The sequence below is a fragment of the Sorangium aterium genome (assembly GCF_028368935.1).
In the GTDB taxonomy this organism is placed as follows: domain Bacteria; phylum Myxococcota_A; class Polyangia; order Polyangiales; family Polyangiaceae; genus Sorangium; species Sorangium atrum.
The window spans coordinates 1,234,500-1,257,068 of sequence record NZ_JAQNDK010000001.1; the positions used below are offsets into that span (position 1 = coordinate 1,234,500).

At 74.4% G+C, this 22,569-nt stretch carries 12 protein-coding genes; 5 read left to right on the top strand and 7 right to left on the bottom strand.

All coding sequences use genetic code 11. From position 1 onward, the window contains the following. Positions 1 to 82 precede the first annotated feature (82 nt). Positions 83 to 2,167: a TonB-dependent receptor gene (locus tag POL72_RS04550; RefSeq protein WP_272093770.1), complete on the bottom strand. Its 2,085-nt coding sequence runs from the start codon at positions 2,165 to 2,167 to the stop codon at positions 83 to 85. A 552-nt stretch (positions 2,168 to 2,719) separates the two neighbouring features. Between POL72_RS04550 and POL72_RS04555 the strand changes: the two genes are divergently transcribed. The 5 genes from POL72_RS04555 to POL72_RS04575 all read left to right on the top strand — a co-directional run bounded on the left by POL72_RS04555 (position 2,720) and on the right by POL72_RS04575 (position 9,226). Then, positions 2,720 to 3,880 carry a Kelch repeat-containing protein gene (locus tag POL72_RS04555; RefSeq protein WP_272093771.1) on the top strand — a complete coding sequence of 387 codons (1,161 nt, stop codon included), beginning with the start codon at positions 2,720 to 2,722 and terminating at the stop codon, positions 3,878 to 3,880. A gap of 89 nt (positions 3,881 to 3,969) precedes the next feature. Next, the gene (locus POL72_RS04560) at positions 3,970 to 4,716 is read left to right on the top strand and encodes an RNA polymerase sigma factor (RefSeq protein WP_272093772.1); all 747 of its coding nucleotides are present in this window, start codon (positions 3,970 to 3,972) and stop codon (positions 4,714 to 4,716) included. 28 nt (positions 4,717 to 4,744) lie between these two features. After that, positions 4,745 to 5,773: a hypothetical protein gene (locus POL72_RS04565; RefSeq protein WP_272093773.1), complete on the top strand. Its 1,029-nt coding sequence runs from the start codon at positions 4,745 to 4,747 to the stop codon at positions 5,771 to 5,773. Beyond that, the gene (locus tag POL72_RS51135) at positions 5,770 to 8,646 is read left to right on the top strand and encodes a CHAT domain-containing protein (RefSeq protein WP_272093774.1); all 2,877 of its coding nucleotides are present in this window, start codon (positions 5,770 to 5,772) and stop codon (positions 8,644 to 8,646) included. Before POL72_RS04565 ends, POL72_RS51135 begins: the two co-directional genes overlap by 4 nt. A gap of 259 nt (positions 8,647 to 8,905) precedes the next feature. Beyond that, positions 8,906 to 9,226 (top strand): hypothetical protein, encoded by a 321-nt coding sequence (locus POL72_RS04575; protein ID WP_272093775.1) that lies wholly within the window; start codon positions 8,906 to 8,908, stop codon positions 9,224 to 9,226. Positions 9,227 to 9,549: 323 nt separating this feature from the next. Here POL72_RS04575 and POL72_RS04580 read toward each other — a convergent pair whose 3' ends face one another. The 6 genes from POL72_RS04580 to POL72_RS04605 form a co-directional block, all read right to left on the bottom strand. Further along, a complete protein-coding gene (locus POL72_RS04580; protein WP_272093776.1) occupies positions 9,550 to 9,843 on the bottom strand; it encodes a hypothetical protein in 294 nt (97 codons plus the stop codon). 103 nt (positions 9,844 to 9,946) lie between these two features. Beyond that, entirely contained in the window at positions 9,947 to 11,602 is a 1,656-nt protein-coding gene (locus tag POL72_RS04585) for a LamG domain-containing protein (protein ID WP_272093777.1), read from the bottom strand. 260 nt (positions 11,603 to 11,862) lie between these two features. Next, positions 11,863 to 13,341 (bottom strand): cytochrome P450, encoded by a 1,479-nt coding sequence (locus POL72_RS04590; RefSeq protein ID WP_272093778.1) that lies wholly within the window; start codon positions 13,339 to 13,341, stop codon positions 11,863 to 11,865. Positions 13,342 to 13,435: 94 nt separating this feature from the next. Then, positions 13,436 to 14,983: an SDR family oxidoreductase gene (locus POL72_RS04595; RefSeq protein ID WP_272093779.1), complete on the bottom strand. Its 1,548-nt coding sequence runs from the start codon at positions 14,981 to 14,983 to the stop codon at positions 13,436 to 13,438. A gap of 30 nt (positions 14,984 to 15,013) precedes the next feature. Then, positions 15,014 to 15,748 carry a 4'-phosphopantetheinyl transferase family protein gene (locus POL72_RS04600; protein ID WP_272093780.1) on the bottom strand — a complete coding sequence of 245 codons (735 nt, stop codon included), beginning with the start codon at positions 15,746 to 15,748 and terminating at the stop codon, positions 15,014 to 15,016. Continuing rightward, entirely contained in the window at positions 15,745 to 22,434 is a 6,690-nt protein-coding gene (locus POL72_RS04605) for a type I polyketide synthase (protein WP_272093781.1), read from the bottom strand. The genes POL72_RS04600 and POL72_RS04605 overlap by 4 nt, the downstream gene beginning before the upstream one ends. Positions 22,435 to 22,569 lie beyond the last annotated feature (135 nt).

Consider the following 22,569-nt stretch of genomic DNA (forward strand, 5'->3'; position numbering starts at 1 on the left):
AACAGGAAGACGGCAGCAGCCTCGCGCTGGGCTGACGGCTGATCCCGTATCCCACGAACCTGCACCCCGCTCCCGCAGCCGGCTAATAGGCCGGCTCCGGCTCGCGCTCCTTGCCGCGGAGGTGGATCTGGAGCGTCAGCATCCACGCGATCGGCGCCGCGACGAGCACGTGCGGCGACGGCAGCGAGGGCGCGCTGTCCTTCACGAAGCTCGAGGCGTAGACGTACTGCGCGTCGTAATACGGAAGGCCCAGGAGGTTCGTGCCGTTCAGGGCGAGCTCCATGCCGCGCCACCCGACCGCGGCGACGGCATCGAGGCTGACCGCGTCCTTGCCGTCCCGCCCGCCCGGGAGGGAGCGACCCGCCATGCCCTCGACGCCGGCGCCCACGCGGACGGTCACCTCCTTGCCAGAGAGCCGGCCGACCACCCCCGAGGCGAAGACGTCGTCGCGCAGGACGAACGCCGGCGCATAGGGCACCGGGTCGCCCTCCGCGAAGCGCGCGTCGGAGCCGGTGAAGCGAGCGTGGGTGTACGTGCCGCTCAGGTGCGCGCCGAACGGGCCGGAGCGCGCGCTCATCACGACCTGCGCGCCGGCGCGCACCGACGGCGGGGCCTCGATGTTCTGCCGCGACGCCGCGTCGAACACGCGGTCATTGCCGAGCCACGAGCCGAACCCCACCGCCGAGCCCTGGAAGGTCTTGCCCTCCTTGAGCCGGACGCCGGCCTCGACGCTGCGCACCTTGGTGAACGGCACGCGCTCGCCCTCGTCGAGGTCGCGCGCCTGCGGGGAACGGAACCCCTCGCCGTAGCTCGCCACGAGGTGCACGCCGCCGCTGACCGCGATGTCGGCCATGGCCTTGCTCGACACGACGAAGCCCTGCGCGGTGCGCTCGAGCCCGGCGTTGCTGGTGCGATCCTGCACGCTGTACGAGAGCGAGTCGAGGCGCGCGCCGCCACGGACGACCACGCGCCGGATCGGGTAGAGCGAGAGATCGGCATACGCGGCCACGTTCGTGGCGTCGATCGTCGCGTCGACGAGCGCGGCGTTCTTCGTGCCGTCCTCGAACAGGCGGGTGTCGGTCTGGTCGACCGAGTCCACGCGCGCGTAGGCGCCCATCTCGATGGAATCGCGCTTCGACGTGATCTCGACGCCATGGCGGTAAAGCACCGTGAGGCCGAAGGTCGAGGCGTCGTTCACCATCTCGCTGTCGTCGCTCTCGACGATCGGCTCGCCGGCGAGCTGGTCGAGCGCGTACCCGGTGAGGTTCTGGTGAAACGTCGTCTTGGTCTTTCCCGCGAAGCCGCCGATGCCCATCGTGCCCTCGCCGAGGCTCCACAGGACATCGGATCCTACGAGCGCCTGCGATGTCCGATCGCGGCCGAGCGGCCGCTGCGCCGCGTAGGGGTAGGCGCCCCGCTCCACGGGGCCCTGCGGCAGGTAGCCGGGAAAGTCGAAGCGCGCCGATCCGATGGCCACCGTCGCGCGGAACTGGACCTGGTTGGTGCCCCCGCCGAGCTGCCCGACGAAGGAGCTGCGCTCGCCGCCGCGCGCGCCGCCCGGCCCGTCCATGGCGTCGGTCTCGAAGGCCGCGAACGTGTCCATCATCTCGTCGTGCTCGGGCGCAAACGCGATGAGGAGACGCCTCGTCCCGAACGAGCCGACTCCCCCCTTCAGCCAGAAGCCCGGCGCCTCCAGGCCGAGATCCATGTGGAGCGAGCCGGCGACGCCGAAGTCGCCTTGCCTCGGATCGTGAGGGCCGCTGGCGATCCGGATCGACCGGACCACCTCCGGCATGATGAGGCGCATGTCGGCATAACCAGGAGCACGGATGTGCGAGACCTGGTTCATCGGGATGTTGCCGGCGAAGATCTCGACGTCCTGACCGGAGGTGCCGTCGAAGCCGCGCAGCGACAGGTGCGGCGCGCGACCGGGCAGGCCGCGATCGCTCACGAAGACGCCCGGGAGGACCCGCAGCACGTCGGCGCCCGAGCCGTGCGGCGCCGCGGCGAGGACCTGCGCGTCCGCCTCGACGTCGGAGGCGCTCCGGGCCGGCGGCTTCGCCCGCACCCTCACCTCGATGGGCTCGTCCTTGGGGGCGCAAGCGTCGATCTCGGCCTGGGTCGCCGCCTCGCGGACGCACCGCTCGTAGCCGTCGGCGCGGGCCACCGCCGGCCATGACGAGGCACAAAGGAGCGGGACGGCGGCGGCCAGCGGTCCTGCCGGCCCGAGCCGCCGTGATGGCCATCCCCTCGAGCCCCGTCCCCGGCGGTGCCTCATGAGGCGATGATACCGACGACGAGGGCGGAGCTTGGGAGGGAAACGCCCGTCGTAACCCTGCGCTCGCCCCGCCGCCGGAGGTGCGTCTCGAGCTCGAGGTCCCTGTTCAGGAGGCGCTTCCAGGAATGGCATCGCGTAGGCGAGGAGTATTTGTCAACCCACGCTGGGGCACGACAGATGCTCGTGGAGAGGAGAAGACAACCAAGGCCGATAGCGGTCCTTTGGCCTGGCCGCGCTCGTGGAGCCGCGGCAGTTTGAGGTTGTCGGGAAACCTGCCGTGCTGTAGCGTGTCGCCGTCGACGAGCAGGTTTTCGCCTCGTTTGGCAGACATCGCTCGTGCCATCGCGGGGCTGCGCTCACGCCGGTCCGTGTGTGACCATCGCCGTGGCCTCCAGGCCCACGGCGCGAGCCCGCCGTTGCCTGAACAAGGAGATAGCCCGGATGACACGCAGGGTTCACCTTCGGATCGTTCTCATCGCTTCTTTCTTTCTCTTGCTCTCGTTCGCCGGGATTCGCCCGAGCGCCGCCCGGTCGAGCCTGCCCTACTGGACCGAGATTCCGCAGGGCGGCGCCATCCCCGACGCGATATGGGACGGCGCGAGCGCCTATCACCAGGGCCTCTTCTACATCTTCGGCGGATTGAACGGGACCTACCCGAATGACGAGCCCGTGGCCGATTTCAGCGCCTTCGACGTCGACACGCTCACCTGGTACGACCTCGGCCAGTACCCGGGCGGGCCGTCCGCCAGGGCCGAGTCGATGATGTGGTGCGTCGCCGAGGATGACGCGCTGATCGTCTCCGGCGGGAGAGGTCCTTTCCGGCGCGGGCTCGACCTCACGCACCAGGACACGTTCCGGTTCGATCCGGTGCATGGGTGGACGCAGATCTCGCAGAGCGCGGCCCAGATCGGGCGCGCCAACCGCTCCACGGAGGCGGTCGCCGTGCGGGAGAAGGGCAAGCACAAGACCGTCGCGTATGCCTTTTCGGGCTCGTCGTCGACGCTGCCGGCCTTCATCAACCGTCCGGACGGGCTCCAGCACGACCTGGTCCGCTACAAGAACGGCTGGAAGCAGGTCGCGACCGGCTCGCCCGGCCCGCGCGCTCGAGCCCATCACCCGCTCGTCTACGCCCAGGGCTGGAACGCCCTGCTGGTCTACGGCGGATACACGAACGACGCCGTGAACGGGACCGGCCTGTTCACGCCGGAGAACTACCTCGGCGACCTCTGGATGTTCGACGTCGGCACGGAGACCTGGGATCAGCTCGTCTTCGACGAGGCCGGCGGACCGGGCCACCGCGACAACGCGAAGCTGATCGCCGATGAGCACAACGACCGCATCTGGCTCTTCGGGGGAAGCCAGTTCGACGGTACCACCCTGTCCGATCTCTGGTACTTCGATCTCCACGCCGGGACCTGGACTCGCGTGGACACCGCGATGACGGGGCCGGCGCCGGCGCCGAGGTTCGGCCAGTTCTACTTCTCCCGCAAGACCGCCACGGCCTACGAGCTCTACATCTTCGGGGGAGCGACCGCGGAGTTCGCGCCGGTGCTGCTCAACGACATGTGGAGATTGACGATCCCCCTCGCCTGCGGCGGCTGATCGCGGGCGATCCCGGTGGGCTCGCTCGTGGACGAGCTGGCGGGCCAGCCGGATTGACGGGCGTGTGGCGCGCGTTTATCCGTGCGCTGATGGCCCCGAGCTCTCCCTTGCCCGCGCAGCCGCGGACGATCGATGAGGACGCGCGGCGGGGATCGGCGGGCGCCGCCGCCCCGGGCCCGGAGGCCGCGCTCATCGCGCGGGCCGTGGCCGGGGAGCCGGCCGCGGTGAGGGCGCTCGTGGATCTGCTGACGCCCACCATCCAGGAGCGGGTGATGCGGCCGCTGCTCCGCCGGCGGCGGGCCGCGGGGCACCGCGACGTCCGGCAGGAGGTCGAGGACCTGACCCAGAGCGTGTTCCTCGCGCTCTTCGCGGACCGCGGGCGCACGCTGCGCCAGTGGGACGCCGGCCGGGGGCTGCCGCTCGCGAGCTTCGTGGGGCTCGTGGCGGAGCGTGAGGCGTGCTCGATCCTGCGCAGCCGCCGCCGGAACCCCTGGACCGAGCAGCCCACCGAGGACGACGCGCTCGAGCGCGTGGACGGCGCCTCCGTGTCGCCGGAGCCCGCGGCGATCTCGCGCGAGCTGCTCGCGGCGATCGCCAGGAAGCTCCGCGATCGCCTGAGCGAGCGCGGGGTGGAGCTCTTCTATCTGCTGCTCGTCGACGAGCGATCGACCGAGGAAGCCTGCACCATCACCGGCATGACCGCGGACGCCGTGTACGCGTGGCGGAGCCGCATCGCCCGGCTCGTCCGGCAGATCGCCGCGGAGCTCGCGGCCGAGGCGGAGCCGAGAGGACACGGCGCCTCGCCGAGCGCCGCGAGCCCGGGAGGGGGACGATGAAGAGCGCTGCGAGCCCGGGAGGGGGACGATGAACGACGACGATCTGCTGAAGGCGCTGGCGCGCGTCGCGCGCGAGCAGGACCGGGCGAGCGATCCACGCTGGTCAGCGAGGGCGCTGGGGACGCTCGCGGCCGGCGAGCGCGATGCGCTGGAGGCGGAGGCGCAGCGCACCCCGGAGGACCGCGAGGCGTGGGAGGCGTCACGCCCGCTGGACGGCGAGGCGCGAGCGCGGATCGCCGACCGCATCCTGGCCGGGCTGCAGGCGAGCGCGGGCGAGCGAGGCGCGGAGACGGCAGGCGCCGCCGCGGCGACTGGCGCAGAGACGACCGGCGCCGCCGCGGCGACTGGCGCGGGGACGGTAGGCGCGGAGGCGGTAGGCCCGCCACCTCCGGGACAGCACACGGCGGCGGCGCGCGGCGGCGAGGTGCTCCCGCTCCCGCGAAAGCCGGACAGGGCGCCCTGGCGGACCGCAGCGACGGCCCTGGCCGCGGCCGCCGCGGCGGTCCTCATCGTGCGGCTCTCGCTGGAGGGCGACAAGCACCACCCGCGCGGCCTGCTCGACGATCCGGGCGCGTTGGCCATGCTCCCGGTGCCCGCCTACGCCATGACGCTCGCCGGCGGCGAGGTCAGCGAGCGCTCCGCCTCCAGCGGCGCCGACGCGACCGCGCGGCTCGGGCCCGGATCGAGGCTCGAGATCACCCTGCGGCCCGCAACCCGGGTCGACGGCCCCGTCGCCCTACGCGCCTTCCTGATCCAGGGCGAAACGGCGCGCCCCTGGGATGTGCACGCAGACCTCTCGGAGCAGGGCGCGGCGCGCATCGAAGGCGACACGGAGAAGCTCTTCTCCGGAGTGCCCGAGGGCGAGTGGGAGATCGCGATCGCGATCGGACGGCCAGCGGCGCTGCCAGACAGCGCGGCCGGACTGGCGGACGCACGGCCGTCTGAGAAAAAAGATAAACCATTCCGAATTTTACGCTTCAAAGTCCTCCTCCTGCCGCGCGCAGCGCCGCTCCCCCTCCCCACCGCCCGACCCGCAGCGCCCTCCAAGGACCCGTGACGCGCTGGCGAGCGCTCCGGCCCGCGCTGGGCGCAGCGATCCTCGGCGCGGCGGCGCTGGCGCCGGGATGCGACGCGCGCCGCCCGACGGGGACCGCAGCCCAGGCGACCACCGGGGCGTCCGTGGCCCCGGCGACCGCCGCGGCGCCCGCGCCGCCGCTCGAGGTGGAGTTCGCCGGCTGCAGCGCCGTGCACGTCGGCCCCGCCTGCGCGCTGCCCGACGACCGGACCCTCCGCATCTGGGTGAAGGCCCCTGCGGACGCCCGCGTCGCGATCGCCGTCGACGCGGCCGTCGTGGCGGACGCCCCGCTCGCCTCGCTCGATGGAGCGCGCGTCCAGGGAGGCGTGCTGGCGCGCGTCCCCGTCGCCGAAGGCGCCCGCGCCCTCTCGGTGACCGCCGAGCGGGGCGGCGGGCGCGCGTCGTTCCGCCTGGAGCTCCGCCCGGCCGTCGACGCACCCGGGCTGAAGGAGGCCGAGACGCTGCGCCGGCGCGGCGATCTCGACGCGGCTTCCTCGGCGCTCGACGCGCTGGCGTCCGACGCGGACCCCGCCGTCCAGGCCCTGGCGATCGGCAAGCGCGCGCGCGTGGACCTCGCGCGCGGCAGGATCCCGGAGGCGATCGCGGGCTTCGAGGCGTCGATCCGGGCGCACCGGGAGGCGGGGCGGATCTCCGACGAGTTCCTCGACCGCTTCGCGCTGTCGTACGCCCTCCTCTTCAACGGGCGCAGGTTCGCGGAGGCGCGGGCGGCACTCGACGCGCTCGGGCCGCTCGAGGCGAGCCACCCCGAGGGGCGCGCGGTGAAGCCGTACTACGCGGCGCTGCTCTCGTCCGAGGCCGGCGACCTGCGCGCGGCGCTCCGGCAGCTGGACGCGTCAGCGGCGGGCGCGGAGCGCCTCGGCCTGAGCGACCACCGGCTGCACGTGCTCCAGGAGCGCGCCGACGTGCTCCAGACCCTGGGGCGACCGCTGGAGGCGCAGGCGCTGCTGCGCGACGTGCAGGCGTCCTCCCCCGCCGGGAGGGCCCCGTGCGAGCGAGCCTCCCTCCTGAACGACCTCGGCTGGAACGCGCTGCAGGTCGCGTGGGCGAGCAGCGGATCCAGCGAGCCGCGTGCGGGCGCCGAGCGGCCTCGAGCTCTCACGGACACCGAATCGCCGCTCATGGCGGCGCTCGAGCTGTACGGGGCCGCGTGCCCGAAGCCGGCGAAGCGCGCGAACGCGCTGACGAACCTGGCCCTCGCCAAGCTGGAAGCGGGCCAGGCGAGCGCGGCGCGCGCCCTCCTCGACGAGGCCCGGCGGACGGACGCGCGCCCCGACGCCGGCGTGGCGATGTACTGGCTCGAAATCGAGGGGCGCGTCGCGCTGGGCAGCGGCGATCCCGCGAGCGCGCTCCAGATCTACGGCCGGCTCGCGCGGCTCGCGGACGCGAGCGAGCTGCCGGAAGGCCGCTACCGCGCGGCGCTCGGCCGCGGGCGGGCGCTCGAGGCGATGGGGCGGCTCGACGCGGCCGCCCAGGCCTACGAGCAAGCGGAGGAGTTGCGGGGCGACCTCGGCGCGCTCGTGCCGCTCGGGCAGGGCCGGGGCGGTTACCTCGGCCGCCTCGAGGAGAGCGCGCGGCGGCTCGTCGACCTCCTGCTCCGGCGCGATCCGCGCCGCGCCGTGCGCGCCGCCCGGCGGTCGCGCGCGCGGGCGCTCGCGATGCTCGGCTGGATCGACCGGATCGAGGCGCTCGGCGGCGAGGAGCGGGCGCGCTGGGAGCGCGCCCTCGCGGCGTACCGCGAGGCGCGGGCGGCCTTCGACGAGGAGGGGCGCGACGACTGGCGGCTCTCGTCCGACGAGCTCGAGGCGGTCCGGGTGGCCCGGGCGTCGCGCGGGCGGTCGATCCGCGCGCGGCTGGAGGAGGCGCTGCTCCTGGTGCGACAGGGGGAGCCCGCGGCGGTGGAGGTCGAGGCGGCGCCGGCGCTGGAAGAGGGCGAGCTGATGCTCGTGGTCCATCCGATCCGCGAAGGATGGGCCGGCTTCGCAATCACCCGCGACGGCGTCGTGGCCCAGCGGCTGCCGGCGCTCGACGCCTCCGCGCCGGCCGCGGCGCTGGCCCCGCGGCTGCTCGCGCCGTTCGATGCGCAGCTGCGCGCCGCGACGCGCCTCCGCGTCGCCGCCCATGGCGAGCTCGCTCGCGTCGACTTCCACGCCCTGCCCTGGGACGGCGCGCCGCTCGTCGCGCGCATGCCGGTGACGTATGGCCTGGATCTCCCCCGGCGCGGCGCGCGGCCCGCGGAGGGCGCCGGCGCGGGGCAAGCGCCGGAGCGCGCGCTCGTCGTCGCGGATCCGCGGCGCGATCTGCCGGCCGCGCGGCGCGAGGCGGACGCTGTCGCGGCGGCGCTCTCCGGGAAGGGGCTGCGCGTCGAGCGGCTGTCGGGCGGGCTCGCCACGCGCCGAGCGGTGGCCAACGCGCTGGAGGAGCCCGGGCTCGCGCTCTTCCATTACGCGGGCCACGGCGTCTTCGGGGGCCTCGACGGCTGGGACAGCAGCCTCGCGCTCTCCGGCGGGAGCGAGCTCGCCGTGGGCGACATCCTGGCGCTGCGCCGGGCGCCCGCGCGGGCGGTCCTGTCCGGCTGCGATACGGCGCGCACGGAGGCCGCGTCCGGGGCGCGGGGGCTCGGGCTCGGCCTGGCCCAGGCGCTGCTGATCGCCGGCGCGCGCTCGGTGATCGCGGCGACGCGCCCGGTCGACGACGCCCTGGCGGAGCGGGTGATGGCCGCGCTCTACGCCGGCGAGCGAGGAGAGCCGGGCGAGCAGCTCCGCGAGGCCAGCCTCGCGGCGCTGCGCGCGGATCCGTCGAGCGACTGGGCGAGCTTCCGGGCGCTCGTCCCCTGACCGATCGGGAGAGGGATCGAGCTGTGTCTGTCAGAGGCCAGAGGGCGACGGCGAAGAGAAGATCGACCCCGGAAACGGTATACGGAGGATCTGAACGATGCGTACCTCGATTCTTGGTCTGAGCACCCTTGTCCTCACCGCGTGCGGTCCATCGATGGACGCCACGCCTGTCGAGTCGGTCGCGGACACCGGACAGGCGGCGCAAGCGCTGTCATCCGGTGCGCGGCCGCAGCCGCAACGCCGGATCAAGGACGAGCCCATGCAACCGGCAGATCCTCAGTGCGGCGCGTGCGCGGCGTACGTCCTGAGCACTCGGACGCTGTACCTGTTCATCGCCCAGAAGGAATCGATGCCCAACGTCTCGATGACGCTCTACTCGACGAGGGGTGTACCGCTCGCGACCTACAAGGTCGCTCCGAAGCCCGACGGCTCCGCGAAGGCCATCTACGCCCTGGACCAGGGGCTCGCCAAAGACGTGGGATGGGCCAGCGTGCGATGGATGGACCAGGGCGCAACGCAGGAGCTCCGCGCAGGCGTGCAGACGACGTGGAGCGGGTGGGCCGTCCTGGGCCAGCAATGACGGTCGGAGGCTGAAGAGAGGGCGGGCGCAGGGCTGTCGGAGCGAAGAGCGACGGCCCGCGCCGCATCGGCGCTGCACGAGAGACGGCGACGGCGCCTGCCATGGTTGGCGGGCGCCGTCGCTCAAGCGAGGCGGACTCGGCAGGCTCCGCGCGGCGTCACGAGGCCAGGCACCTCACGTAGCTCGCAAGGCATGTCGCGTCTCGCGCCTGCCGGTGGCGGTCGCACTCCATGTAGCAGGGGGAAACGCTGACAAGACACACGCCCGTGGCGCGGTCGCAGTACTGCTGCTCGCAGCGCTCATAGCACGCGGCCCGGTACCCTTCATTCGCGGCCCGGCATACAGCGAGCGCGGCGTCGCACGCCGCGCGGCTCCGGTTCGGCGGGTGCATCCGTGCCATGCGGCTCCCCCGCCACGCCCGAGATCTCGCCCGGCGTGTCCATCGCGGTGGCCTGCTCACCGAGCGCGCCCGCCTGGGCCCACGCCTCGTCGAGGGGGTCCGGCGCCGGGTCCGTCGGTTGCCCAGCGTCGACCATGCAGCCGGTGAGCGCGGCCGCGAGGGTGCCCGTGAGCGCGGTCGCGAGGACGCGAGTGTGTCTGTCTAGATACGAGAGCATACGTTACTCCTGTACTCTGTGTGATTGCATATTCAACGAGCCTCTGGCCGCGGCGATGACGAGCCTTGTCAGCGCCGCGGCGTCACCTCGAGAACCGTCCCCTTCACGGATGGAAGTTCACCGGCACCTTGTTGCTCGCACCGCTCGCGTTGCGCACGCGGATGTACCCGGGGCCGACGCCGCGCGGGACCCGCACCGTGAGGTTCGTCGGACTGAGGCTGGTCAGGCTGGCGAGGACGGTGTGCGTGGCGTCCACGAACTCGACCTGCGTGCCGATCCCGAAGCCCGAGCCGGTCAGGCTCACGGTCGTGTCCCAGTGCATGACGTCGGCGTTGTTGAAGTCGAGCCAGAGCCCGCCGCGCACGAAGACGCCGGACGAGAGCATCGGGCTCTCCTGGAGGATCATCTGCTCGTGATCGAGGAAGTCGGTCGTCGGATAGTCGCCGTGCCACGCCATGATCGTCGTGCCCGAGTAGCCGTCCGGGTGGTGCAGGCCGAACGAGTGCCCGAGCTCGTGGGCGACGGTCCCCTTCGGCACGCCGCCGCTGCACTGCCACGTGGCGTATCCGCAATGGAGCGCGAGCGGCTCCCGCACGCCGGAGAGGGGCTCAAGCACCCAGTCGCCCACGAGGGCGTATCCGGTGTAGTCGCCCTGGAGGTTGGCGCCCGCCCAGCCGCCGCCGCCCTGCCCGAAGACCAGCGTGGACTGCCGCGCAGGGAAGCCGCCGACGGCCTGTGACACCGCGTTGAGCCAGTTCGGGAGCTCCTGCGGGTTGCTCTGGCAGGCGCTCGTCGGCGTCGGGCCGCAGCGCATGGTCAGGTAGTTCTGGGACGAGCGCACCGGCTGGACGAAGCCCACCAGGTGGAACGAGCCGCCCGACTCCTCGCGGTACCAGCCGCGCAGCTCGTCGAGGTACGTGTTGATGGCGTCGACGTACTCCTGGTGATACGGCTGGTCGCTCGGATAGACGTAATACGCCCTCACCGGGTAGACCTCGCCCGCCGCGAGCTGCGCCACCTGCGCGTCGCTCAGGGACTGCTGGTAGAGGCGGACCTCGTCGATCAGCCCATCGTACGCGTTCCAGCTGGGGTGTCCGCCGATGACGATCGGCCGCGTCGATTGCTGAAGCGCGCCGGACGCGGGCGTCGACGCGCGGAGCACGCCGTTGACGTAGAGCTTGAGCGCCGCGCCGTCGTACACGCCGGCGACGTGCGCCCACGCGTTGGCGACGGCCGGGGCCTGGACGATCGCGCGCCGGCCGGCGCCGCCGTCGGGGAAGGCCACGGAGAAGAAGTACTTGCCGTTGTCGATGCCGAGCAGGAACGAATCCGCGGCGTACCACTGGTTGACGATGGTGCGACTCCCCGTCACGCTCCGCGGGTTGACCCAGGCCGCCGCGGTGATCCGGTCCTGGAAGTGGAGGTAGCTCCTCCCCTCGCTGCTGATCTCGACCCGATCCCCTGCCCCGTCGAAGTCGCCGGCCGACAGGGACCATCCGGGGCTGCAAAGGCGGCGGCCGGACATCACGCCGAACGCCCCCCGGCCCGAGTCCTCGCGAACGCGCGTGATCGCGCCGGCCGCGCAGGTGTCGAAGCTCCAGTAGGCCGCCGGCGTCGGCAGGCTGGCCCGGTCCGCCACGAGCGGGCTGGAGGCCTCAGCGATCGCCTCGTCTCCAGGCTCATCCGCAGGGCCGGCCGCGACGCACCCCGCGAGGCTCGCCGCCAGGGTGAGGACGATCGTTCGAGCTACCGTGTGCATGGGAGTCCGCATGGGAATGGATGCCTTTCTCGCCTGGCGCGCGCGCTCCTCGTCGGAATGCGGAGCGCGCCGGCCGTGCCAGTGCCGTGGAAGAAGGCAGCGCTCAGGATTTCGTCCCGAGCCGTCCGCCTGCCTGCCTGTTACTTCGCCGCGGCTCCCCGGGGCCTGACATGGGCCGAGAAAAAAAGATGGCGGGGGCTCCGCCCGGGAGGAGAGGCCGGGTGGTCGCGCCGCCGGCCAGGTGCGCCGAGCCCAGGCCCTCAGGCCCGGGCGCTGTACGGGCAGCCGTGAGCTCTCATGGCGGCCGCCGCGGGCTCCGTCACCACGGGCTCCGCAGCGGGCGCCCCCCGCCCCGCCGGCGCCGCGCGTACGACGCTCGACGGCTCCCGCCGCTTCAGGATCATGCGCATCCCGTTCACCGGCTGGAGCGAGATGAAGCCGCGGCAACGCGGGTCGAAGCCGGGGACCAGCAGGAGCCGGTAGCGCTGGAGCGCCATCGCGACCATGATCTTGCCCTCCAGCTGCCCCATGAACTCGCCAAGGCAGATCCGCTGACCGGCGCCGAAGGGGATGAAGGCGAGCTTGTCGTCCGCGCTCCGCCGGTGGTTCGCGAAGCGCTCGGGCTTGAACTCCAGCGGATCGCTCCAGAACTCCGGGTGCCGGTGCGTGACCCACGGGACGATGGCCACCGTCGACCCCGCGGCGACCTGGTAACCGCCGATGACGTCGTCCTCCAGCGGGCTGCGGAGGATGAACGGCACGGACGGCAGGAGCCGGAGGCACTCGTTGAAGACCATGGTGAGGTAAGGCATCGACTCGATGTCCTTCGCCGTCGGAGACCGGCCGCCGAGGACGCGGTCGATCTCGTCGGTGAGGCGGGCGTACACCTCGGGGTGCTGCGCGACCTGGTACAGCGCCCACGAGGCGGTGACGCTCGATGTCTCGTGGCCGACCATCAGGATGGTCTTGATCTCGTCCCGCAGCTGCGCGCGGTCCATCTTGGCGCCGGTCTCGGGATCGACCGAGTTCATGAGGCGGACGAGCACGTTGTCCTCCCCACCGGCGCCGCGCTGGTAGCCGTCGATGATGCCGTCGATCACGGTGTGCACGCGGTCCATGGCCCGGCGGAAGCGCAGGTGGCTGGGCAGCGGCCAGGACAGGGGCGGGTTGACCAAGGAGTACATCCGCTTGAGCGCGATCGACAGCGCATATTTGAACGCCTCGCGGACGGTGTCCGTGTGGGCCTCCAGCGCCGCGCCGAAGAACGCCTCGCCCGCGATACCGAACGTCACGTCCATCATGTCGTCGTTGATGTCGCGCTCGAACTCGCCCGGCTGGGCGTCCCAGCGCCGCAGCACCGCTTCCATGTGTTCGACGATGATGGGGACGAACTTGAGCGTGTTGGCGTGGTTGAACTGGGGCTGGACGTGCCTTCGCTGGCGCCGCCAGAGCTCGCCCTCGCTGTTCACGAGGCCCCAGCCGAGCACGGGGGCGAGCTCGTGGTAGCGCTTCCCCTTGGGGTAGTTCCGGACGTTCGTGCGAAGGACGTGCGCGATGTCGTTCGGGTGAAACGCCATGACGAAGTCCTCGGCCCCGGGCGCCCGCAGGCGCACGACGTCGCCATACCGCGCGAAGAGGTCCTCGTAATGACGCATGTTACCGGTCCTGAAGTTCGCCAGGTACCGCAGGCTGGCGAGCGGGCCAGGGCCCGGGGGCTGCCGATCGAGCGTGGCACTCATGATTCCTCCTTCTTCGCGAGCTCCAGGGAAGCTGACGTGAGCTGGTCAGCGCGGGCCTGCGCCGAGCGCGCCCCGACGCCGCCGATCGCCGCGGTCAGATGCACAGCGAGCCTCCGCCGTCGACGGTGAGGGTCGCGCCGTTGATCCTCCGCGCACCGTCCGAGAGCAGCAGCAGGACGGCCTCGGCGACATCGTCCTCGGTGCAGAGCCGGCCGCCCGGCGTGCGCGACTCCCAGTACGGGAGGATCCGCTCGTGATCCGGGTAGTTGCTCGTCACGTGGCCGTAGATCGGCCCGGCGGAGACGCAGTTGACCTGCACGTTGCGCGGGGCGAGCTCGACGGCGAGCGCGCGCGTCAGGGACTCCACCGCGGCCTTCACGGCGCCCATGGCGCCGAAGTGCTCGAGGTACCTCGACGAGCCGTTCGACGAGAGCGCGACGATCCGCCCGCCGCCGTGGCGCTCCATCAGGCGCGCCGCGCGCATGGCGCAGAGGTGGTAGCCGATGACGTTCGTGCGGAAGGCCAGCTCCCAGTGCTCCGGGGTCGTCTGCTCGAGGGGGCCGAAGCGGCCGTTCGACGCGTTGCTGACGAAGTGGTGCAGCTCGCCGACCTCGCGCGCGATCGAATCGAAGAGCCTGTCGATGTGCGCGGGGTTGGCGACCGAGCCCCAGACGTGCACCGCGTCGCCGCCGGCCCCGCGGATCTCGTCGGCGACCGCCTCGCCGTCGTCCCGCGAGTGGAAGCTGTTGACGACGACCCGCGCGCCGGCGCGCCCGAGCTTCGCGGCGATGGCGCGGCCCAGCCCGCGGCTCGATCCGGTCACGAGGACCGTCTTGCCCGCGAGCGCCACCCCGGGGGCAGGGAGCGCCCGCTGCGCCGCACGGGCCGCGGGCGCGCGCGCCGCGGCGACCTGCGCGGGCGGCGCGGAGTCGACGAGGCGCGCGAGATCGCCGACCGTGCGGGCCTCGTCGAGCGCCGCCTCGAGCACGGCCGGCTGGGCGCCGCGCTGCCAGAGGAGCGCGCGGAGCTCGTCGCGCCGGCGGCGGTCGACCCCGAGGTCCTCCTCGAGCCGCGCGTCGGGGACGAGCAGATCGACCGGGTGGCGGGTCGCGTCCGCCAGCGCCTGGACCACGACATGGAACGCCTCGCCGGCGTGGCCATTGGCGTGGTTTCCGGCCTCGACGTGGCCATTGGCGTACCTTCCGGCCTCCCGATGGCCGTTGGCATGCCCTCGGGCTTCCACATGGCCATTGGCGTGCTTCGCTGCCTCCGCATGGCCATTGGCGTCGTTTCCGGTCTCCACGTGACCATTGGCGTGCTTCGCTGCCTCCGCATGGCCATTGACGTGGTTTCCGGTCTCCACGTGACCATCGGCGTGCTCTCCGGCCTCCGCGCTGGCCGCGATCGTTCGCGACAGGAACTCGCTGACGCGGGCCACCGTGCGCAGCTCGTCGGGCGCCGCCTTGAGGGCGTTCGGGAGACCGAAATCCGCGCGCAGCGTCGCGAGGATCTCGCCGCGCTTCACGGAGTCGATACCGAGGTCCTGCTCCAGATCGGCGTTGGCGACGACGACCTCGTCGGGGTAGCGCGTCATGCGCACGAAAACGGAGCGGACATGGTCGAGAAGATCATGAGATTGCATCGTCGAAACCTCGTGTTTGGTGAGTTCCATTCATCCGAGAGCCGCGGCCGGCGGGACGGGGACGGCCGCGACGAGCGCGAACGCACCGGTCAGCACGGCCCGGCCGAAGAACTGCCCGCCCCGCGCGCCCAGCGCGAAGGAGCGGACCGAGGGCGGCGCCAGGCGCGCGCCCCCCGGCGGGAACGCGACGTCGATGTCCCGGAACGAGAACCGCGCCGGCAGCGCGAGCGCCCCCGTCTTGTAGAGCGCCTCCTTGGCGCTCCAGAGCAGCGTCTCGAGCGCGGCGCGCGGGGCGCCCGTCGCGGCGCCGCGCTCGAGGGCCTCGCGCTCGCGCGGGGTGAAGTGCTCGTCGGCGAAGGCCGCCGCGCGCGCCTCGACCCGCTCCACGTCGACGCCGACCGCGCGCGCCGTGGTGACCGCGGCCGCCGCGAGCTCGCCCGCGTGCGAGAGCGACAGCGCGAACGCGCCGTCCTCGAAGCACGGGCGACGACCGCACGGCCCCGTCACCGCGCAGGCGAGGTAGTCCGCGCGCGGGTGCGCCTCGAGCGCGGTCGCGTCCAGCGCGACCAGCGGCGCGCCACGGCCGGCGGCGAGCTCGAGGCGCAGCCACTTCGCCGCGACGCGCGCGCACGCGGACTGCGCCCGCCGGGCCGGGACGCGCTGCGCTGCGCACGCGCGGCGCTCGCTGGCCGTCAGGTAGGGCTCGAGCCGCGCCGCGGCCTCGGCGTCCGCGCGCGCGACCGCGATCGCGAGCGGCGGCGTCACAGCGCCCCCAGCATCGGCGTCGCCTGCGCCGCGGTGCGGGCGTCCGCGGCCACGCGCCCCATGACGCGCCCCTCGAGCCCCTCGACCTCCAGAAGCACGCCACCCGAGGGGTCGAGCGCCTGCGCCCACGCGCCGAGGACGCGGTCGCCCGCCACGGCCGGGACCGTGGCGACGAGCCGGATGGGGACGCCCGCGTCGCGAAGCGCGAGGTCGTTGGCCGCCGTCCCGAAGCGGATCCGGTCGACGCCGCCGGCGGCGCACACCGGGAACGCGCCCGCCTCGTCGCGGCGCAGCGTGCCCAGCGACAGGAGCGCGTCGAGCAGGAGGAACGGCGTGGCGGCCGCGCGCTGCCGCGCGAGGGCGCCGTCGGTCGGGAGGCGGAACCGGGCCTCTTTGAGCGCGGCCCCGAGCGCGAAGGTGCCGAGGTGATCGAACCAGCCCGCGTGCCGGACCGGCGAGCCAGGGCCCGCGTACGGGTCGCGCACCAGGGGCCCGTCGACCCGCCCGGCGTGACGCGGGGCGAGGCCGGCGCGGCGGACGTGGCTCGGGCCGAGCTCGACCACGCATGTCGCGAAGACCACGCCGGCGCGGAGGGTCACGCCCGACCGGTGGACGAAGTCGCCGCGCACCTCGACGGCGCACGCGACGTGGCCGCCGGGGAGCCGCTCGCTGCGGGTCGTCACCGTGCGCACGGCGCGCGGCGCGTCGTCGGCGAGGCGCAGGAACTCGAGGAAGCGCACGTCGCGAACCTCGCGGACGAGCGCCCCGCCGCCCGAGGTCGCAAGCGCGTGCCGGACGGCCAGGTCGACGAGGAACGCCCCGGCCGCGACGGCGCTCGAGCGCGCCCGGTGGTCTGAGAGCCACGGATCGACGCGTGGATCGAGCGTCCACGCGCTCTCGGGCGCGCTCCCCGGCGCGCCGTCCGCCACAGCCGCCGCGACGATGCGCGGGGCGAAGCGCTCGATCTCGCCGTCGCTGAGCAGGACCAGGGCCGCGCCGGCGGGCGGCTCGGCGACGAGGTCGAGGAAGATCCGCCTCCCCTCCTCCGGCTCGACGCCCCGGAGCCCGCGCGCCGCGCCGAGCGCGCTGTACTCGGACCCGGCGGTCATGCCGACGCCGTTCCAGCCGAGCCACGCGATGCTCGACCACGGGCCTGCGCCCGCCTCGGCGGCGAAGTACGCCGCGGCGCGGTTCATCGCCTCGTTGGCTGCGCCGTAGTCCGGCTGCCCGTCATTGCCGAGGACGCTGAACGCCGACGTGACGAGGTGGACGTGCGGGCGCGCGGCGGGCAGGTGGCGCGCGAGGGCGCGGCGGAGGTGGGCGAGGCCGGCGAGCTTCGTGTCGACGATCCGCTCGAACAGCTCCAGCGACTTCGACGTGAGCCGGCTCGACACCTGGATGCCGGCGCCGTGCACGACCAGATCGACCCGGCCGTACGCCGCCGCGACCGCCGCGACGGCGCGGTCGACGTCCTCGCCGCGCGTCACGTCGACGGCGTGGTAGTCGACGACGCGGCGGCCGGCGCCCACGGCGCGCAGCTGGGCGAGGACCCGGTGCGCCTCGCGCGCCGCGCGGAGGCGCGCGTAGCGCTCGCGCAGGACGCCCATCCGCAGGCCCGGGCCCTCGCGCAGGGCCTCGGCGTAGAAGTCCCGCTCGTACGCGTCGAACTCCGCGTCGGTCATCGCGAGCGCGCGGGCCGAAGCGTCCTCCAGCCGCGAGCGGCCGAGGAGCACGGCGCGGCAGCCGAAGCGGTCGAGCAGGCCCTCGACGAGCTCCGCCGTGATGCCGCGCGCACCGCCCGTCACGAGCACGACCGAATCGGCGCCGAGCTGCGGCACGGCGCGCGCGCGCGGCCTCGCGGAGGCGCGGGCGAGCTGCACGGTGTGCCGCGCGCCGCCGAGATCGACCACCTCCTCGGGAACGGCGGGCCGGGCGCGCCGCCACTCCCCGGAGAGCGCGCCGAGCGCGGCCGCGACGTCGCGCGCGTCGGTGTGGACGACGCGCACGTCGCCGCCCGGGAGCTCGCGCGCCAGGGACTTCACGAAGCCGCCGACCGCGCCGCTCACCGGCGCGAGCCGCCCGTGGAGGTCCACGGCGGAGGCGACGACGGCGGCGAAGGCCACCTCGCCGCGCGCGATGGCGCCGTGGTAGCGGCGCGCAGCGCCGAACAGCGCGCGCAGCACGGGCCTGTACGAGCCCGGCGCGCCGTCGACGAACGCGAGCGCGTCGGTGGCGCGGGTGAGCACGACGACCGCGTCGACGTCCTCGGGGGCCAGGGCCGCGAACGACGCGCCGAGCCGCGCTTCATCGCGGGCGTCGAGCGAGGGCGCACCGCCGGACGCCTCGGCCCCCGGCGCCGCGAGGTCGCGCGGGCTACCGGGCTCGGCCGTGTCGGGCGCATCCTCGACGGCGAGCGCGAGGATGCGCGCGCGCTCCTCGTCGGAGCGAGCGGCGCGCCGCACCTCCGCGGCGAGCGCCGCGTCGGTGCAGACGTAGAGGACGCGGGACGGGACGCGCGCCGCCGGCCCCGCCGCCGGCGCGGGGGCGATCTCGGGGACGAAGCCGTGGATCGGCGTGCCCGTCGCGAAGCCCGAGGCCGCTCGCGCCGGCGCGACGGACGCGGTCTCGGGGGGCGTGACCTGGACGGCGCGGGGATCGGACGGCCAGCGCACCAGGGCAGCGCCGTGCGCGCGCGCGCCGCGGATCGCCGCGTGGAGCTCGACGGCGCCTTCGGCCCCGCGCAGCCACGCGCTCGATCCGCCGACCGTAAGCTCGCGGGCGGCGGGGCGCGACCCCTCCGCCGCGCCGGCGACGAGGTGCAGGCGAGCGAGCACCGGCCAGGCGTGGCGCGCCGCGGTGTCCTCGGTGCACAGCGCGACCAGCAGCGCCGCCTCGCCGACCGGCCGCGGGTCATGGGTAGCGGACGCGCCCCGCGCGACGTCGTCGCTGAAGGCGTTGACGGCCCCCGCGAGCACGACGTCGCAGTCCTCGTCGAGCACGAGATCGGCGGCCGCGAGCGCGTCGAGCAGCGAGGTCGCCGAGGTGTCGACGACGAAGTTCGGCCCGCGCAGGCCGAAGACGTTGGCGATGCGCCCGGAGATGACGTTGGGCATGTTGCCCGGCTGCGTGTACGGCCCCGTCGCCGGCGAGCCCGCGCGGAGCGCGTCGGCCGTCGCGGAGGCCAGCGCGGGGCCGACGCCGCGCGCGCGGAGCGCCCGCGCCACGCGGTCGGCGAAGATGCGCTCGTTGGCGCGGGCGCCGCGGCGCGTCTTGCCCTCGTGGCCGACGACGACGCCGATGCGCTCGCAGAGCTCGCGCGCGGGCAGCGCCGCGAGCGCCTCCTCCGCGGCCATCGCCGCGAGCAGCTGCGTCGGGTCCATCGCCTCGAGGGCGTCCGGGAGGACGGGCGCGCGGGCCGGCAGCCGGAGCGCGCCCTCGTCGAACGCGAGCACGTCCGAGGGGGCGCCCGCGGTCGCGCCGCCTGTGGCTGGGAACACGGCCCCGAGCCCGACGACACACAGCGCGCGGCATCCTCCGCGCGGGCGCGGACGCGCGGGGTGGCGGTCTGGGCGGTGCTCCTCGACGACGAGGTGGGCGTTGGTGCCGCCGAAGCCGAAGCTGTCGAGCGCGGCGCGCAGCGGGGCTCCGCCCTCGGCGATCCAGGGGGCGGCCGCCGTCGGGATGGCGAACGGCGAGCCCGCCAGATCGATGCGCGCGCTCGGCGCCTGGAACCCGTGCTGCGGGAAGAGCGTGCGCTCGCGGATCGCGAGCACGACCTTGATGAGCGACGCGACGCCCGCGGTCCAGCCCGTGTGGCCGAGCAGCGACTTGACGCTGCCCAGGGTGATGCGCGGGGCGCCCGCGCCGCCGGCGTCGCTCGCGAACACCTCGGCGAGCGCCTGGAACTCGGTGGCGTCGCCGACCGGGGTCGCCGTGGCGTGCGCCTCGACGTACTGCACGCTCCGCGCCTCGACGCCGGCCCGCGCGTGGGCGCGCCGCATCGCCAGGGCCTGCCCGCGGCGCTGTGGCACCGTGACCGACGGGCTCGGGCCGTCGCTCGACAGGCCGCTGCCCAGGAGCACGGCGTCGACCCGATCGCCCCGCGATCGGGCGTCGTCGAGCCGCTCGAGCACGACGACCGCGGCGCCCTCGCCGAACACGACGCCGTCCGCGGACGCGTCGAAGGGGCGGCTGCCGGTCGCGGAGAGCCCGCCGAACTGCGAGAACTGGCACGCGTTCGTCGGGCCGGGCTGGTAGGCGCCGCCGGCGATCACGACGTCGGCGAGGCCGCGGCGGAGCATCGCGGCGCCCAGGTGCACCGCGTGCATCGACGACGCGCAGGCCGCGTCGACGACGACGGTGCGCGCGCCCTCCCCCACCACGTCGCGCACGACGCGCGCGAGCGGCTCGAGGTGGCCGCGGCACGCCGCGCGCCGCCCGGCGTCGAGCCCGAGCTCGGCCGCCAGCGCGCCCGCCGCGGCGGCGCGGGCCGCCTCGTCCGCGGCGGCGCGCTCGAGCGCGCGCTCGACGCCGAGCAGCAGCGTGGCCTCGTCGTGCTCGATCGAGCCGTCGGCCGTGGACCCGAGGAGGCACACGATCCGCAGGGGCGCGCCGTCGCGGAGCACGGCCGCGTTCGATCGGGCCTCGGCGAGCGCGCACGCCAGCATGCGGGCCGTCTTGGGCAGCCGATCGAGCGTGCGCGCGTCGTAACCTGTCTGCTCGGCGTACGGGCCGAGGGCGTCGACCGTGCCGACCAGCAGGCTGTACGTCTTGTCGGCGGCGCGGCCGCGGCTCAGGAAGTCGGTCGCGAGCTCCGGGTGTCGCTCGCCGGTGTCGGCGATCCCGCACGTGCCCGCGAGCAGCTGCGCGAGGTAGGCGTCGACGCCGCCGGCCCCCGGCAGCACAGCGCCCATGCCCACGATCGCGATCGCCGTGGCACCCGCAGCGGCGGCGTCGTCCTCGCGCGGGCTCGCGGCGGCGGCGGGGCTCGCGGAGCTCGCGGCGGCGGGGCTCGCGACCTCGCGCGGGCGGCGGCCGTCCGGCTCTTCCTCCGGGAGCGGCGCGACCGCCGTGAGCGCGCGCCCCGCGGCGCGCAGCGCGTCGATCACGCGCCGGTGCTCGGCCACGACGTCCTCTCCGGCCCGGAACGTCGAGATCACCCGCAGATCGGGCCCGGGCGGCGCGCTCCGCCGCGCGAGCGCGGTCAGGGCGCCGCCGCCGCCGCACTCGACGAAGGTGCGGACCCCCGCCGCGTGGAGGTCCTGCACGGCCGCCTCGAAGTCGAGCGGCGTCACGAGGTGCATGGGGAGCAGGCGCGCGGGCGCGAGCGGGCCGTCGCCGTAGTGGACGCGATCGATCGGCGAGTACGTGGCCACCGCGGGCCGCGCCGCGCCGGCGCGCCCGAGGGCGCTCGCGAACGGACCGACCGCCGGCGCGAGCAGCGGCGAGTGGAAGGCGTAGCGGCTCGCGAGCACCGTCGCGCGAACGCCGGCGCCGGTGAGCCGCCGCTCGAGCGCGGCGATGCCGTCCGCCGTGCCCGACGCGACCGCCTGATCGGCCGCGTTGACCACCGCGACGAACACGTCGTCCCGGCCGAGCGCATGCACCTCGTCGCGCAGGCGCTCCGCGCCGGTGTGGGCGGCGAGCATGCGGCCGGGCGGAGCGCCGCGGAGGGCGAGCACCCGGCGGCACACGACCTCGGCGGCCGTCGCCAGGGGAAACGCGCCGCCCGCGGCCAGCGCGGCGATCTCCCCGAGGCTGTGCCCCGCCACGATGTCCGGCTCGAGCCCGGCGGACCGGAGCAGCGCGACGGCGACGTGGTCCTGGACGAGGATCCCGAGCTGATCGAGATCGACGCACGCCTCGAGGGCGGCCCGCGCCTCCGCCTCGCCGGCGGTCACGAGCGCTGCGAGCGAGGCGCCGAGCAGCTCGCGCGCCGCGGGCTCGGCCGCGGCGACGGCCTCGCGCGCGGCATCAAAGCGCGCGTGGAGCGCTCGCAGGAGCCGGAGGTCGAACGAGCCTTGGCCCGGCAGGAGCAGCGCGATCTTGCCGGCGACGCCGGCGCCGTCCACGCCCGCCGCGGCCTCCCCGGAGCGCCCCGGCGCGGCCGCCGCGGCCTCCGCGTCCCACCGCGCCCTGTGCGGGCGCGCCTCGTGGAGCGGCCCCCGAGCGACCTCGGCGGCGTGCCGGAGCACGCGCTCGGGGAAGAGCTCGCGCAGCGCGGAGCCGCCGCGCAGGCAGAGCTCGACGAAGCGCTGGTGCGGCACGCGCTCGTCGAGGGCCCCGACGTGCGCCGTCACCGACCTGGGCAGCGGCGCGAGCTCGTCGCTCGCCGAGGAGACGGCGACGATGCGCTGGTAGCCGCACGCCACGGGCTCGCCGTCGAAGCGGACCGTGCGGAAGTATCCGTACGCGCTCGAGCGCGTCACCGCGCCGAGGGTCATGAAGATCGCGACGCGCTCGCCCACGCGCACCGGCGCGAGGTTCCGGCTGTACCCCTCGGTGGTGAGCAGCCGGATCGCGGCGCGATCCTCCTCGTGCGGGAGCGTGCCGTCCGCGGCCTCGGCGAAGTAGAGCGTCTCGCGCGCGATGCATTGGAAGCGGAAGTTCGTGAGGTAGTGATGGCTGCCATAGGCCATGCTGTCCTCGAACTTCACGCAGTACGGAACGACGAAGAACTCGCCCATAGATCCTCTCCACGCAGCCCGCCCGCGCGCGGCGTCGACGCACGGCTGGCACCGGGTGCCAGCCGATGTCTCGTGCGCTCCTCACCGTTGCGCCGCTCGGGCTGTTCGAATAAGTGTACCTACACGTAAATGCGC

Excerpts from the sequence above, each read along its gene's own strand:
- POL72_RS04605 (WP_272093781.1), bottom strand. The coding sequence starts at position 22,434 with ATGGGCGAGTTCTTCGTCGTTCCGTACTGCGTGAAGTTCGAGGACAGC.
- POL72_RS04590 (WP_272093778.1), bottom strand. The coding sequence starts at position 13,341 with ATGAGTGCCACGCTCGATCGGCAGCCCCCGGGCCCTGGCCCGCTCGCC.
- POL72_RS04595 (WP_272093779.1), bottom strand. The coding sequence starts at position 14,983 with ATGCAATCTCATGATCTTCTCGACCATGTCCGCTCCGTTTTCGTGCGC.
- POL72_RS04560 (WP_272093772.1), top strand. The coding sequence starts at position 3,970 with ATGGCCCCGAGCTCTCCCTTGCCCGCGCAGCCGCGGACGATCGATGAG.
- POL72_RS04585 (WP_272093777.1), bottom strand. The coding sequence starts at position 11,602 with ATGCACACGGTAGCTCGAACGATCGTCCTCACCCTGGCGGCGAGCCTC.
- POL72_RS04580 (WP_272093776.1), bottom strand. The coding sequence starts at position 9,843 with ATGCTCTCGTATCTAGACAGACACACTCGCGTCCTCGCGACCGCGCTC.
- POL72_RS04555 (WP_272093771.1), top strand. The coding sequence starts at position 2,720 with ATGACACGCAGGGTTCACCTTCGGATCGTTCTCATCGCTTCTTTCTTT.
- POL72_RS04575 (WP_272093775.1), top strand. The coding sequence starts at position 8,906 with ATGCAACCGGCAGATCCTCAGTGCGGCGCGTGCGCGGCGTACGTCCTG.
- POL72_RS04565 (WP_272093773.1), top strand. The coding sequence starts at position 4,745 with ATGAACGACGACGATCTGCTGAAGGCGCTGGCGCGCGTCGCGCGCGAG.